Source organism: Kitasatospora sp. NPDC001547 (genome assembly GCF_042894165.1).
Lineage (GTDB): Bacteria > Actinomycetota > Actinomycetes > Streptomycetales > Streptomycetaceae > Kitasatospora.
Map to the genome: position 1 here is coordinate 41885 of NZ_JBIAVL010000021.1, position 15157 is coordinate 57041.

General features: G+C 72.3%; 11 protein-coding genes and 1 tRNA gene. 7 read left to right on the forward strand and 5 right to left on the reverse strand.

Annotated elements, in window-relative coordinates:
- Positions 1–188 precede the first annotated feature (188 nt).
- Complete coding sequence (purF, locus tag ACFY0X_RS29330; protein ID WP_387759028.1) at positions 189–1772, forward strand: amidophosphoribosyltransferase; 1584 nt, start codon at positions 189–191, stop codon at positions 1770–1772.
- 79 nt (positions 1773–1851) lie between these two features.
- A complete protein-coding gene (gene purM / locus ACFY0X_RS29335; protein WP_387759030.1) occupies positions 1852–2985 on the forward strand; it encodes a phosphoribosylformylglycinamidine cyclo-ligase in 1134 nt (377 codons plus the stop codon).
- A gap of 204 nt (positions 2986–3189) precedes the next feature.
- Here the strand turns inward: purM and ACFY0X_RS29340 are convergent, their stop codons facing one another.
- On the reverse strand, positions 3190–3450 hold the full coding sequence (locus tag ACFY0X_RS29340) for a DUF3073 domain-containing protein (protein ID WP_387759032.1): 261 nt from the start codon (positions 3448–3450) through the stop codon (positions 3190–3192).
- 383 nt (positions 3451–3833) lie between these two features.
- The gene (locus ACFY0X_RS29345; RefSeq protein WP_387759033.1) at positions 3834–4991 is read right to left on the reverse strand and encodes a Glu/Leu/Phe/Val dehydrogenase dimerization domain-containing protein; all 1158 of its coding nucleotides are present in this window, start codon (positions 4989–4991) and stop codon (positions 3834–3836) included.
- Positions 4992–5189: 198 nt separating this feature from the next.
- Here ACFY0X_RS29345 and ACFY0X_RS29350 point away from each other — a divergent pair, with 198 nt between their 5' ends.
- Together ACFY0X_RS29350 and bldC are read left to right on the forward strand one after the other, a co-directional pair.
- Positions 5190–6146, forward strand: coding sequence for a hypothetical protein (locus ACFY0X_RS29350; protein WP_387759035.1), 957 nt, complete (start codon positions 5190–5192; stop codon positions 6144–6146).
- Positions 6147–6633: 487 nt separating this feature from the next.
- Positions 6634–6840, forward strand: coding sequence for a developmental transcriptional regulator BldC (bldC, locus tag ACFY0X_RS29355; RefSeq protein ID WP_014137253.1), 207 nt, complete (start codon positions 6634–6636; stop codon positions 6838–6840).
- A gap of 357 nt (positions 6841–7197) precedes the next feature.
- On the opposite strand, the gene ACFY0X_RS29360 is transcribed toward bldC, so the two are convergent.
- Positions 7198–7271 (reverse strand) — tRNA-Asp (locus ACFY0X_RS29360).
- A 144-nt stretch (positions 7272–7415) separates the two neighbouring features.
- Entirely contained in the window at positions 7416–11396 is a 3981-nt protein-coding gene (hrpA, locus tag ACFY0X_RS29365) for an ATP-dependent RNA helicase HrpA (protein WP_387759037.1), read from the reverse strand.
- 140 nt (positions 11397–11536) lie between these two features.
- On the opposite strand from hrpA, the gene ACFY0X_RS29370 reads away from it, so the two are divergent.
- Positions 11537–12055 carry a SigE family RNA polymerase sigma factor gene (locus ACFY0X_RS29370; protein WP_387759039.1) on the forward strand — a complete coding sequence of 173 codons (519 nt, stop codon included), beginning with the start codon at positions 11537–11539 and terminating at the stop codon, positions 12053–12055.
- The gene (locus ACFY0X_RS29375; RefSeq protein ID WP_387759041.1) at positions 12052–12933 is read left to right on the forward strand and encodes a hypothetical protein; all 882 of its coding nucleotides are present in this window, start codon (positions 12052–12054) and stop codon (positions 12931–12933) included. Before ACFY0X_RS29370 ends, ACFY0X_RS29375 begins: the two co-directional genes overlap by 4 nt.
- A 54-nt stretch (positions 12934–12987) precedes the next feature.
- On the opposite strand, the gene ACFY0X_RS29380 is transcribed toward ACFY0X_RS29375, so the two are convergent.
- On the reverse strand, positions 12988–13944 hold the full coding sequence (locus ACFY0X_RS29380; RefSeq protein ID WP_387759043.1) for a LysR family transcriptional regulator: 957 nt from the start codon (positions 13942–13944) through the stop codon (positions 12988–12990).
- Positions 13945–14182: 238 nt separating this feature from the next.
- On the opposite strand from ACFY0X_RS29380, the gene ACFY0X_RS29385 reads away from it, so the two are divergent.
- Positions 14183–15103, forward strand: coding sequence for a zinc-binding dehydrogenase (locus ACFY0X_RS29385; protein ID WP_387759045.1), 921 nt, complete (start codon positions 14183–14185; stop codon positions 15101–15103).
- The last annotated feature ends 54 nt before the right edge of the window (positions 15104–15157 follow it).

The window sequence follows — 15157 nt, forward strand, 5'->3', positions numbered from 1 at the left end:
GCCGCTGCGCACCCGGAACTCCCCAACAGGCGCGAACCACAAGGCCAACCGCCACCCGCCGGAATTCCCCCCACCCGAAATCCCGGGCCGGTAAGGGGTTTTGTCTACGCGCGTTAACTCCCGGCCGCCGGACAAACCCGCAGTCCCGGGGTCCGGAAGCCGGAGCCGACTGCCCTAGACTCGAAGACGTGCCACGTGGTGACGGAAGACTCAACCACGATCTTCTTCCCGGCGAGAAAGGCCCCCAGGACGCGTGTGGCGTCTTCGGTGTCTGGGCTCCCGGCGAGGAGGTCGCCAAGCTCACGTTCTTCGGCCTTTACGCCCTGCAGCACCGCGGTCAGGAATCCGCGGGCATCGCAGTGAGCAACGGCTCCCAGATTCTCGTCTTCAAGGACATGGGGCTCGTCTCCCAGGTCTTCGACGAGGCCTCGCTGGGGTCGTTGCACGGGCATATCGCCGTCGGACACGCCCGCTACTCGACCACCGGTTCCTCGGTCTGGGAGAACGCCCAGCCGACCTTCCGGGCGACCGTTCACGGTTCGCTGGCCCTCGGGCACAACGGAAACCTGGTGAACACCGCCGAACTGGCGGCCATGGTCGCCGAACTGCCCGGCGAGGAGCACGTCTCGCGCTCCGGCCGGACCGCCGCGACCAACGACACCGACCTGGTGACGGCCCTGCTCGCCGGCCACCCGGACCTCTCCATCGAGGAGACGGCCAAGGTCGTGCTGCCCGCGGTCAAGGGCGCCTTCTCGCTCGTCTTCATGGACGAGCACACCCTCTACGCCGCCCGCGACCCGCAGGGCATCCGCCCGCTGGTGCTCGGCCGGCTGGAGCGCGGCTGGGTGGTCGCCTCCGAGACGGCGGCGCTGGACATCTGCGGCGCCTCCTTCATCCGCGAGGTCGAGCCCGGCGAGCTCATCGCCATCGACGAGAACGGCATGCGCAGCTCCCGGTTCGCCGAGGCCAAGCCCAAGGGCTGCGTGTTCGAGTACGTCTACCTGGCCCGCCCCGACACCTCCATCGCCGGCCGCAACGTGCACCTCTCCCGCGTGGAGATGGGCCGCCGGCTGGCGAAGGAGGCCCCCGTCGAGGCCGACCTGGTGATAGCGACGCCCGAGTCCGGCACCCCCGCCGCGATCGGCTACGCCGAGGCCAGCGGCATCCCGTACGGCTCCGGCCTGGTGAAGAACGCCTACGTGGGCCGCACCTTCATCCAGCCCAGCCAGACCATCCGCCAGCTCGGCATCCGGCTCAAGCTGAACCCCTTGCGCGAGGTCATCCAGGGCAAGCGCCTGGTGGTCGTGGACGACTCGATCGTCCGTGGCAACACCCAGCGCGCGCTGGTCAAGATGCTGCGCGAGGCCGGGGCGGCCGAGGTCCACATCCGGATCTCCTCCCCGCCGGTGAAGTGGCCCTGCTTCTTCGGCATCGACTTCGCCACCCGCGCGGAGCTGATCGCCAACGGCATGACCATCGAGGAGATCGGCCGCACCCTCGGCGCGGACTCGCTCTCCTACATCTCGATCGACGGCATGATCGAGGCCACCAAGCAGCCCAAGGACCGGCTCTGCCGGGCCTGCTTCGACGGCGAGTACCCGATGGAGCTGCCCGACCCGGCGCTGCTCGGCAAGCTCCTGCTGGAGGCCGAGATCAAGGGCGGCCAGCAGCCTCCGGCCGTCCGCGGCAAGCCGACCAGCGGCAGCGACCTGGACGGCGTCCAGTCGCTGCTCGGCGGGGCGGGCGCGGCCGACGCGCTGCGCCGGCCGTAAGCGTCCGCACGGTGGGGTCCCGAAAGCCGGGGCCCCACCGCTGTTCCAACCCCCACCTGACCCGAGAGGGCCGCACGCAGTGACCAGCTCCCACCCGTCGCCCACCACCACCCACAACGGTGACGCTGCGCGTCGCCCCTCCGACGGCGCCACCTACGCCGCCGCCGGTGTCGACATCGAGGCCGGCGACCGCGCCGTCGAGCTCATGAAGCAGTGGGTGAAGAAGGCCAACCGCCCCGAGGTGGTCGGCGGTCTCGGCGGTTTCGCCGGCCTCTTCGACGCGTCCGCCTTCAAGAACTACGAGCGGCCGCTGCTGGCCTCGGCCACCGACGGCGTGGGGACCAAGGTGGCCATCGCCGCCGCCATGGACAAGCACGACACCATCGGCCACGACCTGGTCGGCATGGTCGTCGACGACCTGGTGGTGTGCGGCGCCGAGCCGCTGTTCATGACCGACTACATCTGCGTCGGCAAGGTCGTCCCGGAGCGGGTCGCCGCGATCGTCAAGGGCATCGCCGAGGGCTGTGCGCTGGCCGGCTGCGCCCTGGTCGGCGGCGAGACCGCCGAGCACCCGGGCCTGCTGGGCCCGGACGAGTACGACGTCGCGGGCGCCGGCACCGGCGTGGTCGAGGCCGACGCGCTGCTCGGCGCGGACCGGGTCCGGGCCGGCGACGTGGTGATCGCGATGGCCGCCTCCGGCCTGCACTCCAACGGCTACTCGCTGGTCCGCCACGTGCTGCTGAACGAGGCCGGCTGGAAGCTGGACCGCAAGGTCGAGGAGTTCGGCCGCACCCTCGGCGAGGAGCTGCTGGAGCCGACCCGGATCTACTCGCTGGACTGCCTGGCGCTCGCCCGCGCCACCGAGGTGCACGCCTTCTCGCACGTCACCGGCGGCGGCCTGGCGGCCAACCTGGCCCGGGTCGTCCCGGACGGCCTGCACGCCCGCCTGGACCGCGGCACCTGGACCCCGCTGCCGGTCTTCCGGACCGTCGCCGAGGTCGGCAACGTGGCCACCCTGGAGATCGAGAAGACGCTGAACATGGGCGTCGGCATGGTCGCGGTCGTCCCGCCGCACTCGGTGGACGTCGTGCTGTCGATCCTGGAGGACCGCGGCGTGGAGTCCTGGCTGCTCGGCGACATCGTCGAGCGCACCGACGAGCACGAGGGCGGCGCGGCCCTCTACAACGCCTACGAGGGATTCCGGGCGAGCTGACCCGGCCCTGACGACGGAAGGGCCCCTCCGGAGTTCCGGAGGGGCCCTTCCGCATGCGGGGAGGCCTTCGGCGGGACGGCTGGAGGCCGTCGAGGGCCGGTGCGGAGCGGCGCCGTACGGACCGGGCCGCGGCCGCCGTACGAGGGGACGCCGAAGACCGGCCCGGCGCCCTGGGCGCCCGGACCGGTCGGCGGGACTGCTGTGCTACGAGCGGCGGCGGGAGGCCTGCGACGTCCCGGTGCCCGGCTCGTTGTCGTCCTCGTCGTCGAGGTCGGCGTACCGGGCTGCGTACTCCGCGTACGGGTCGTCGTCGTCCTCCTCCTCGATCGGCTCGGGGTCGATCGAAGCGGTGGACGGCGATACGCCCAGCTCGTTGGACAGACGGTTAGCGTCGAACCCGCCGCTGTTGTACTTCAGCTCGCGGGCGACCTTCGTCTGCTTGGCCTTGGCCCGGCCGCGCCCCATGGGTCGACCCCCTCAACGATGGGGCTCACGGCCCCGAGTCTGACACGTGTTCATGATCAGGAGCGGCCTGCCCGAATGGGAGGACCGTCCCTTGGAGCATTAACGGTACCTGTTTCCGCCGCTGGACGGTACGTCGTCAGTGTGACGTGGCGCGCACCGACTGCACCCGAGACCAGGTCTTCCCAGGTCAGGGGAGGTTTTGCGGCGGTTTGCACGCTGTCCGGAGGTGGTTCGGGTCCGTCGTTCCAGGACTGATTATCCCCCCAAGGGGGGCCTGGGATCACCCGATCGGGCGCAGAAGTGAGAATCCGGTTCCACATCGTGATGCGCGGGGGGCCGCGGTGACGGCCCCCCGCGCATCACGGGGTCGGGTACCGGTCCGGTCAGGAGCGGCGGGCGCCGGGCAGCAGCACCGTGCGCAGGGCGCTGATCTCGCGCATCCGCTTCTCGGCCAGGCGGTCCGCGGCGACCGCCGGCGGGACGCCGTCGGCGGTGGCCCGGGTGAAGATCTCCAGGGTGGTGTCGAAGATCTTCGTGGCCTTGTTCTTGGCCCGCTCGAAGTTGAAGCCCTCGATCTCGTCGGCGACCTGGATGACGCCGCCGGAGTTCACCAGGTAGTCCGGCGCGTAGAGGATGCCGCGGTCGGCCAGGTCCTTCTCGACGCCGGCGTGGGCCAGCTGGTTGTTGGCCGCGCCGCAGACGATCGAGGTGCCGGACTCGCCCAGCGCGGCGACCACGGAGTCGGTCAGCGCGCCGCCGAGGGCGCAGGGGGCGTAGACGTCCAGCTTGGCCTGGAGCAGGGCGGTGGTGTCGGCCACCACCTCCACCTCGGGGTGGGCCGCGCGGACGCGGTTGACCGCGGCCTCGAAGGGGTCGGTGACGACGACGGTGGCGCCGTCCGCGACCAGGTGGCCGACCAGGTAGTGGCCGACCTTGCCGACGCCGGCGACGCCGACCCGCTTGCCGCGCAGGGTCGGCTGGCCCCAGCGGGCCTGGGCGGTGGCGCGCATGCCCTGGAAGACGCCGAAGGCGGTCAGGATGGACGAGTCGCCGGCGCCGCCGTGCTCGGGCGAGCGGCCGGTCACGAACTCGGTCTCGCGGGCGATGACGTCCATGTCCTGGACGTAGGTGCCCACGTCGCAGGCGGTGATGTAGCGGCCGCGCAGGGACTCGACGAAGCGGCCGTAGGCCCGGAGCATCGCCTCGTTCTTGTCCTTGTTCGGGTCGCCGATGATGACGGCCTTGCCGCCGCCGAGGTCCAGTCCGGCCAGCGCGTTCTTGTAGGACATTCCGCGGGACAGGTTGAGCGCGTCCTCCAGCGCCGCCTCCTCGGAGGCGTACGGGAAGAAGCGGGTGCCGCCGAGGGCCGGGCCCAGGGCGGTCGAGTGGATGGCGATGATCGCCTTCAGACCCGAGCTGCGGTCGTGGCAGAGGACGACCTGCTCGTGACCGTCGCCGGGGGCGCCGTCCTGTTCGGTACGGAAGATCCTGCTGAGCACGCCGGGTGCGGGGTGCGTGGCGGGGGTCTGTACGTCGGTCACTGTGGTGACTCCAGTAATGAAGGCCCGCTGCTGTGGTGCGGGCGCCTAGGGCGAAGCGTAGCCGCGTGCGCGCCGCCGATCGGCCGTCTTGTCCGACCTGGGGCCGGTCGTCCGAGGAGTGAGACGGAACCGGGTGCGGGGTACGGGCGCGAACCGTTCGGGGGCGCGCTCTCCCGGGGCCGCGCGACCCGTGCGACCATGCAGGACGTGACCGCCGTACGTACTTCCGTACAACCGCCCTACGCCGCCCACCTGCGGGTCTACGAGCCGCTGGCCGCCTACCCGGAGCCCGAGCGGGCGCACTGGCAGGCCTACGCGGCGGAGCGCGGGCCGGACGCCGCGGAGCCGGCCGGGGCGGTGGCGGCGGCGGTGTTGGAGGAGCAGCGGGAGGCGCTCGCCGGGCTGGCCGCCCGCACCCCCCGGGCGCTGCCCGAGCGGGAGAGCGGGCGGGCGTACCTGCGGGTGGTGGACGGCGTACTGTACGTCTGCCCGTGGGCGACCAGGCTGCGCAGCTGGCAGGCGCTGGAGGAGCTGCGGGCCGGGCTGCCGGTGGCGCTGCTGGACTCCGCACTGCCGCCGGTGACCCGGGCGGCCGCCGAGGCGGACCGGGAGCGCTGGCGGGCCGAGCACCCGGACGCCCGGCCGTGGATCCTGACCAGCCGGTGGGAGGTGCCGGTGCGCTGGTTCCTGCCGTTCGGGGACGAGGACCGCTGCTTCGTGCCGGGCGGGGGCGGGCCGCCGGACGGCCCCGCCGAGGGGCTCGCGGACGGGCGTGGGGGAGCGGGGACGGGGGAGGACCAGGCGGGCCGGCCGGCGGCGCTGTTCTACCTGGTGCCGATGGCGCAGGCGCGCCGACGGGTGGCGCGGGCCTTCCGGGCGCTGCGCGAGGCGGTGCCGGACGGGGAGCTGGTGCGGGGGGCGGAGCGGGTCGGGCGCTGGCTGGAGGAGTTCCATCCGCGCTCGCTGGTGGAACTGGACTACGGGGGCCTGGTGCATCTGCTGGGCCCGGAGCGGCTGTTGGCGGACCGTTCGGCGGGGGAGCTGGAGGAGGGGTTGCGCGCGCTGCGGGCGGGGGACACCGCCGAGGCGCTGCGGGTGTACGGGGAGCTGACGCTGCGGTGGCGCCGGGTGCTGGCGCTGCGGCACGCGAACTGACGTCCGACCGCGCGTGTATGACTGTAAGAGTCCTAAGGACCGCGGGCGCGATGACCAAGGTCCTGGTTCGGGTCAATAGCTGTCGAACGTGACACTACTCACCGTTGACGCGAACTTACCCCTATGTGCAAAAATGGGACAACCAGCCCAACTTCACGTGAGCGTGCCCACTTTTGGGTGGTTCTGGAGTCGATGCGTGCTTTGCGGGGAAACGGAGGGTCTGGTCCCCTCGTAACCGGATGTCATGGCTTTGTGACTGTCCGTTATGGGGTGGTCCATCGCCATCCGTCGGCCTTGAACCCGTGAGGGGTCAATTTTGGCGGTTTGGTCGATAGGGCTGGACGGATGGTGTAGTTGTAGACACCAGGACAAGCCGTTCGTCCTATAACCGACTCGGCCCGTCTATGCCATTTCGGGCATCGCGGGCCAAGGTGCAGAATTTGAAGGATAGAACCGCCCTGGTTCGGTTCTCCCGAGGAGGCCGCTCATGACCGCTCGTACCCCTGATGCTGAGCCGCTGCTGACGCCGGCAGAGGTTGCCACCATGTTCCGCGTGGACCCGAAGACGGTCACCCGCTGGGCCAAGGCGGGCAAGCTGACGTCGATCCGCACGCTCGGAGGTCACCGCCGTTACCGTGAGGCGGAGGTGCGCGCTCTGCTGGCCGGGATTCCCGCCCAGCGCACTGAGGCCTGATAGGCCAAAGGCTCTTTAAAGGGGCCGCTTACCGGACTCCGCCGGGTCCGGTAAGCGGCCCCTTTGTCGTACCCGCCGGAGGGCGTTCCGGGTCGGCCGAGCGGTCGGAATGTTGAACTCCGGATAACGATTTGATGCGCGTGGGGTGGGGGGGATTTACAGTGGATAGCTGTACAATTTTACATATTAAATTAGCGGGGTTCCGGAGGGGGTTTCGCGGCGCCGGTTCCGGAGGGGGGTGCGTGACGACCGTCACGCGATCCGTCACTTGTGGTCTAGACCTAGCCGGGGTAAGGAGCCGGACGGTCAAAAGCGAGAGGCCCGGAACCTGACGGTTCCGGGCCTCTCGCACTGCGGCGATCCCGACGGGACTTGAACCCGCGACCTCCACCTTGACAGGGTGGCGAGCTAACCAACTGCTCCACGGGACCAGAGTTTCCTGATCTCGTTCACTCGCTTGCCGCGCTGCGAACAAGACAGACTGTAGCCCATGGTGGGCCTCCAGGTCGAACTGACTCCTGAAGGCCCACCCGCAGCTCACGGCGCCGCCCGGACCGGCCACGGCCGTACCCGGGTCAGAGCGTCGCCCGCGCCGCCTCCATCGCCTTCATGATCCGCTTCTCCGAGACCGGGCTCGGCGTGCCCAGCGACTGGGCGAAGAAGCTGACCCGCAGCTCCTCGATCATCCAGCGGATCGCCCGCACCTCCGCGGACGGCTGCCGCCCGGCCGGCACCGCCGCCAGCAGCTCCCCGTACGCCTGCTGCACCTGCTGCACCTTCAGCAGCTGCTGGGCGTCCCGCTGCGGGTGGTTGGGCAGCGCCTCCAGGCGGCGGTCCACCGCCAGCAGGTAGCGCTTGAGGTCCGGCAGCCGCTGCCAGCCGGTGGCCGTCACGAAGCCCGGGTGCACCAGCGAGGCCAGGTGCAGCCGGACGTCGTTCACCGCGTTCAGCAGCACCGGGCTGCTCACCGACTTCAGCCGGGTCGACGCCTTGTGGAAGGCGATCAGCGCGGTGGCCGTCTTCAGCGTGGTGTCCGCGGACAGGTCGTACAGGTCCGCGCGCACCTTGTCGTGCAGCTTGCCGAAGGCCGCCTCGTCCCAGGCCGGGCCGCCGTTCAGGGCCATCAGCCGGTCCGTCGCGGCCGCCACGACGTCCTCGAACAGGGCGCCGATCGAGCCGTGCGGGCTGTGCGAGAGCGCCAGCTTCGCCTGGTTGCCCAGCCGGCCCTGGATCGACTTGGCCGGGGACGTGGTGGTCAGCACCAGCAGCCGCCGGGTGCCCTCCCACATCGCCTGGGCCTGCGCCTCCGGGGTGTCGAACAGCCGGACGCCGACCGACTGGCCCTCGTCCACCAGGGCCGGGTAGGCGCGCATCGAGTGGCCGCGCGAGCGCTGCTCGAAGGTGCGCTGGAGCACCGGCAGCGAGGCCGGCCAGGCGGTCAGCCCGCTCTGCTCGATGCCCTGGCCGGAGGCGGCCGAGGAGAGCGTCTCCTTGAGCTTGGGCTTGAGCTTCAGCCGCAGCTCCTCCAGGTCCTTGGACTCGGCGAGCCGGCGGCGCCCGTCCACCACCCGGAAGGTCACCTTGAGGTGCTCCGGGACCCGCTCGTCGTCCCAGGCCTCCGGGGGCACGGTGATCGCCGTCAGGCGCTTCAGGGCGTGCTCCAGGGCCGGGAGGAGGGGCTCCTGGCGGTCCTTCACCGCGCGCAGCGCCGCCTTGGCGAAGTCCGGCGCCGGCACGAAGTTTCGCCGGATCGCCTTCGGCAGCGACTTGATGTACGCGGTGACCAGCTCCTCCCGCAGACCGGGGATCTGCCAGTCGAAGCCCTCCGAGGTGACCTGGTTGAGCACCGGCAGCGGGATGTGCACCGTCACGCCGTCCGCGTCGCTGCCCGGCTCGAACTGGTAGGTCAGCTTGAAACGGAGCTTGCCCTGCTGCCAGTGGTCCGGGTAGTCGGCCTCGGTGACGCCGTCCGCGGCGTCGTTGATCAGCATCGACTTCTCGAAGTTCAGCAGGTCCGGCTGGTCGTGCCGGGCCTTCTTCCACCAGGAGTCGAAGTGCCGGGTGGACACCACGTCGTCGGGCAGCCGGGCGTCGTAGAACTCGAACAGGGTCTGGTCGTCCACCAGGATGTCCCGGCGGCGGGCCCGGTTCTCCAGCTCCTCGACCTCGCCGAGCAGCCTGCGGTTCTCCGCGAAGAACCGGTGGTGGGTCTCCCAGTCGCCCTCGACCAGCGCGTTGCGGATGAACAGCTCGCGGCAGAGCTCCGGGTCGATCCGCCCGTAGTTGACCTTGCGCTGGGCGACGACCGGCATCCCGTAGAGGGTCACCTTCTCGTACGCCATGACGGCGCCGGCCTTCTTCTCCCAGTGCGGCTCGCTGTAGCTGCGCTTGATCAGGTGGCCGGCCAGCGGCTCGACCCACTCCGGCTCGATCCTGGCGTTGATCCGGGCCCACAGCCGGGAGGTCTCCACCAGCTCGGCGGACATCACCCAGCGCGGCGGCTTCTTGAACAGGCCGGAGCCCGGGAAGACCGCGAAGCGGGCGCCGCGCGCGCCGCCGTACTCGCGCTTCTCCACGTCGAACAGGCCGATGTGGGAGAGCAGGCCGGCCAGCAGGGACTGGTGGATCCGGTCCGCGTCCGGCTCGGCGTCCGGGTGGGGCTCCTCGATCGTCACGCCCAACTGCTTGGCCACGGTGCGCAGCTGGGTGTAGATGTCCTGCCACTCCCGTATCCGCAGGTAGTTGAGGAACTCCGCCTTGCACATCCGGCGGAAGGCCGAGGAGGAGAGCTCCTTCTGCTGCTCGCGGACGTAGCGCCACATCGCCAGGTAGGAGAGGAAGTCGGAGGTCTCCGAGTTGAACCGGCGGTGCCGGTCGTCGGCGGCCTGGCGCTTCTCGGCAGGGCGCTCGCGCGGGTCCTGGATGGAGAGCGCGGCGGCGATCACCATGACGTCGCGGACGCAGCCGTTGCGGTCCGCCTCCAGCACCATGCGGGCCATCCGCGGGTCCACCGGGAGCTGGGCGAGCTTGCGGCCCAGCTGGGTCAGGCGCTTGCGCGGGTCCTTCTCGTCCGGGTCGAGCGCGCCCAGCTCGTGCAGCAGGTGGACGCCGTCCTTGATGTTGCGGGAGTCCGGCGGGTCCAGGAACGGGAAGGCGGCGATGTCGCCGAGGCCGGCCGCGGTCATCTGGAGGATCACCGAGGCCAGGTTGGTGCGCAGGATCTCGGCGTCGGTGAACTCGGGGCGGGAGAGGAAGTCCTCCTCCGAGTAGAGCCGGATGCAGATGCCGTCCGAGGTGCGGCCGCAGCGGCCCTTGCGCTGGTTGGCGCTGGCCTGGCTGATCGCCTCGATCGGCAGCCGCTGCACCTTGGTGCGGTGGCTGTAGCGGGAGATCCGGGCGGTGCCCGGGTCGATCACGTACTTGATGCCGGGGACGGTCAGCGAGGTCTCGGCGACGTTGGTGGCCAGCACGATCCGGCGGCTGCGGGAGCGCTGGAAGACCCTGTGCTGCTCGGCCGAGCTGAGCCGGGCGTACAGCGGGAGGATCTCGGTGTTCTTCAACTTCAGCCGGCCGAGGGCGTCCGCGGTGTCGCGGATCTCGCGCTCGCCGGAGAGGAAGACCAGGATGTCGCCCGGGCCCTCGGCCTGGAGCTCCTCGGCGGCGTCGCAGATCGCCTGGACCTGGTCCCGGTCGCGGTCGACGTCGTCCGCCTCGTCGGCGCCGTCCTCGACGATCGGCCGGTACCGGACCTCCACGGGGTAGGTGCGGCCGGAGACCTCGACGATCGGGGCGTCGCCGAAGTGCCGGGCGAAGCGCTCCGGGTCGATGGTCGCGGAGGTGATCACGACCTTGAGGTCCGGGCGGCGGGGGAGCAGCTGTTTGACGTAGCCGAGGATGAAGTCGATGTTGAGGCTGCGCTCGTGCGCCTCGTCGATGATCAGGGTGTCGTACTGGTGCAGGTCGCGGTCGGTCTGGATCTCCGCGAGCAGGATGCCGTCCGTCATCAGCTTGACCAGGGTGTCCTGGCCGACCTGGTCGGTGAACCGGACCTTCCAGCCGACCGCCTCGCCGAGCGGGCTGTCCAGCTCCTCGGCGACCCGCTCGGCCACCGTGCGGGCGGCGATCCGGCGCGGCTGGGTGTGGCCGACCAGGCCGCGCACGCCGCGGCCGAGCTCCAGGCAGATCTTCGGGATCTGGGTGGTCTTGCCGGAGCCGGTCTCACCCGCGACGATCACCACCTGGTGGTCCCGGATCGCCTCCAGGATCTCGTCCTTCTTCTGGCTGACCGGCAGCTCGGCGGGATAGGTGATCGTCGGGACCGCGCCGCGGCGCCGCTCGACCAGCAGCTCGGCGCGGTCGATGTCGGCGGCGATCTCGGCGGCGATCTTCTGCCGGGCCTCCGGCTTGCGGACCCGGCGGGCCCCCTCCAGCCGGCGGCCGATCCGCACCTGGTCGCGCAGGGTCAGCTCGGGCAGACGGGCGGCCAGCTCCCCGATCCCGGGCCCCTCGGCGGGTACGGTGGCGGACTGGACTGCGGGAGAACTCACTGCGGGCATCCCTCTAGGTTCGCAAGGAGGCACGGCGGAGCGCACCTCGGTTTTCGAGCCCCTCCAGTGTCACAGCCGTCGGCGGCGAATCGCGAACGACGGGCAACGGTCCGCGGCCGTCCCGGGCTCCGGGGTGTGAGGAGGTGCTCATGGGAGCCCACAAGACCGCCCGGGACGAGGAGTTCCGGACGTTCGTCGGCAGCGCGTGGTCACGGCTGTTCAGGACGGCGTACCTGCTCGCGGGGGACCGGCACGGCGCGGAGGACCTGGTCCAGCAGGCGCTGGAACGGGCGTACGCGGCCTGGAACCGGGTGCGCGCGGCGGACGACCCGTACGCCTACGTGCGCCGGATCGTGATCAACGAGCACGCCAGGAAGTTCCGGCGGCGGCTGGTCGAGTACCCGGTCACCGCGTTCCCGGACCGCCCGGCGCCGGCCGGCGCCGACCCGGACGACCGGGCCGTGCTGCTCGCCGCGCTCGGCAACCTGCCGCCGCGCCAGCGCCAGGCCGTGGTGCTGCGGTACTGGGAGGACCTCAGCGAGACGCAGACCGCGGCGGCGATGGGCTGCTCGGTCGGCACGGTGAAGAGCCAGGCGGCCAGAGGCCTGGCCAAGCTCCGGGGCGCCTCCTCACTCATCGGACTGACGAGCGTCGGAGGGACAGGATGAGCAACGATTTCCGGTTCGGGGACGCGGTGGACGGCGACGAGCCGGCCACCGTACGGGCCCTGGGCGAACTGGCCGGGAGCGTCGACGTCGGAGCGGCCCCGTACGACCGGCTGGTCGCCGGGGGCCGGCGGCGGCTGCGGCGCCGGCGGCTGCTGACCGCCGCGGTGGCGGCCGCGCTGGTCGCGGGCGTCGCCGGCGGGACGGCGGTGCTCGGCGAACACGGGCGCACCGCCGGCTCGACCGTGGTGGTGGCGGCCTCCGGCGCCGCGGCCGCCGCGGCCGCCGCACCGAGCGCGACCGCTGCCGCCCGGGACCCGTTCAACCCCGTGCGGGTCAAGGTCGCCGAGGGCACGGCCAACGGCCACGCCTGGCAGGGCTGGGCCGCGCTGTGGCCGACCACGCCCGACAAGGGGGACTACGCCAGGCAGGCCCGGCTGATCCAGGCGGAGCGCCAGGAGGCCAACCCGAAGGTGAAGCCGGTGACCCAGAAGGACATCGACGACAACTGGGACACCCGCCTCGACTGGGTGAACTACTACTACACCGTGGACGGGAAGCGGCAGGTGGACGACTCCCTGCACGCGGTCTCCGCCCCGGGCGGGTTCCCGGCCGCCGTCGGCGGGGCGTCGCTCGGCGTCGACGACGGGTCGGGCGTGCCGCCGGTGGTGATCCAGGGCGTCCAGGCCGAGGTCGCGAAGGTCGTGATCGCCTGGAAGACCGGTGGCACCACCGAGGCGGTGCCGGTCGCGGTCGGGGACTCCCCGTTCCGCTACTTCTCCGTCCTCGCGAAGCCGGGCACGGACCCCGGGACCGTCACCTACTACGCGGCGGACGGCTCGGTGGTGCGCACCTTCGACCAGTGGCTCCGGACCTCCTGAGCCGACGGCCGGCGGGGGCGTCGGGGCCGTCGGGGCCGGCTGCCGGGGCGGCCGTCACGGGTTGAGCGCGGCCTGGTCGGCGTCCGGGAGCCAGTCGCGGGCCGGGTCGTACTCCAGCCAGCGGTTGCGGGCCGCCTCGGTGGTGAACGCTCTCAGCAGGTCGTCGAGCCGGGGGTGCGGGTCGGTGTCCGGGCCGGTGCGCCAGAGGAGCGACCAGGCGTAGAGCGGGGTCGGGTCCACCAGCGGGACGGTGCGGACGCCCGGGCGGGCGGGGAGCGGGCCGTCGGCGGGAACGAGGGAGAAGCAGTCCGGGTCGGCGCGGACCTGGTCCACGAAGTGCTCCAGGCCCAGGTTGGTCGAGCCGACCCGGCGGGAGATCCCGAACCGGGCGGCGAAGCGGGTGAGGAAGTCCAGACGGTCCACCGCCGCCGGGTAGCGCAGCACACCGCCCCGCAGCTCGTCCGGGCGCAGGACGTCCCGGCCGGCCAGCGGATGGTCGGTGCTCAGCAGCGCGTCCACCGGCTCCAGTCGGACCAGTCGGTGCGTCAACTCGCCGTCGTGGGCGGGCAGTCGGTGTACCCGCCCGAACCCGGCGTCCGACTCCCCGCGCAGCACGGCCGCCGCGACGGACGGCAGGTCCCGGCCGGGCGACGGCTCCACCTGCAGCCCCGGCGCGGCGTCCACCGCCTGCGCGAGCGTACGCATCGGGGCGTACAGGTGCCCCCACACGTCGATCCGCAGCGGCCGCGCGGCGCACCCCACGGCGGCCACCGCCCGCTCCCCCTGGGTCAGCACCCGCCGGGCCGGCTCCAGGAACCGCCGCCCGGCCCCGGTCAGCGCCACCCCGCGCGCGTCCCGTTCCAGCAGCCGCACCCCCAGCACCGCCTCCAGCCGCGCCACCCGCTTCGACAGCCCCTGCTGGCTGATCCCCAGCCGCCCGGCCGCCCGCCCGAAGTGCGACTCCTCGGCGGCGACGACGAACGCCCGCACCTGCGCCAGATCCAGATCCACCCGGGCACCCTAGCCGCGCCCTCCGGTCGGGCGCCGCGCCAAGCGCCCCGCCGGGCCGGGTCGCGGTGACCGCCCTGGCGCGCGCATCCCTCCTCGCCGGGCCGACTCACCGCTCCCCGCGTCCCCCTCGCGCCCCTCCCCGCAGCACAACCGCTGGTTGTCGTCGGCCTCCTCCGGTTGTTGGACCGGCCGGTGCGGGGCGGGGTGAAGTGTGGGGGTGGCCGACGGAGGAGCGGGGATGAAGGCGCTGGTGGCGACGGGGCGGGCGGCGGAGCCGGTGCGGTTCGCGGAGGTGGAGCAGCCGCGGCCGGGGCCGGGGGAGGCGCTGGTGAAGGTGGAGGCGTTCTCGGTGAACCGGGGCGAGACCTTCCAGCTGGAGGCGCCCCGGGCCGGGTGGCGGCCGGGCAAGGACGTGGCCGGGCTGGTGGTGCAGGCCGCCGCCGACGGGTCGGGGCCGGCGGCGTGCCGCCGGGTGGTGGGGCATCCGCCGGCCGGTGGGTGGGCCGAGTACGTGTGCGTCCCGACGTCCTCCCTCGCCGAGCTGCCCGACGGCCTGGACGCCGTCCGGGCGGCCGCGCTGCCGCTGGCCGGCCTCACCGCGCTGCGGCTGCTCCGGGCCGCGGGCCCGCTGGCCGGGCGGCGGGTGCTGCTGACCGGGGCCTCCGGGGGCGTCGGGCACTACGTCACCGAACTGGCCGCCGCGGCCGGGGCCGAGCTGACCGCCGTCACCGCCTCCGCGGAGCGCGGGCGGCGGCTGGTCGAGCTGGGAGCGGCCGAGGTGGTGCACGAGCCGGCCGCGGCGCGCGGGCCGTACGACCTGGTGCTGGAGTCCACCGGCGGCGCCGCACTGCCGGTCGCGCTGGCCCGGCTGGCCCGGCGCGGCACCCTGATCTGGTTCGGCCAGGCCTCCCGGACGCCCGTCACGCTCGACTTCTTCGACTTCTTCAAGGGCCCGGAGTCGGCGGTCGTCCGGCACTTCCACTACGCGGACTCGGACGTCCCCGACGGTGCCGACCTGGCCACCCTGGTGCGCCTCACCCGGGAGGGGCGGCTGACCCCGGAGCTCGGCCGGGTCGCGCCCTGGGCGGAGACCGCCGCCGTGCTCACCGACCTGCGCGAGCGCCGGATCCGCGGCAAGGCCGTCCTGACCCTCGCCTGACGCCCGTTGCGCACCATCCGACGACCCGACGACCCGACGACCAATGCCCCGAAG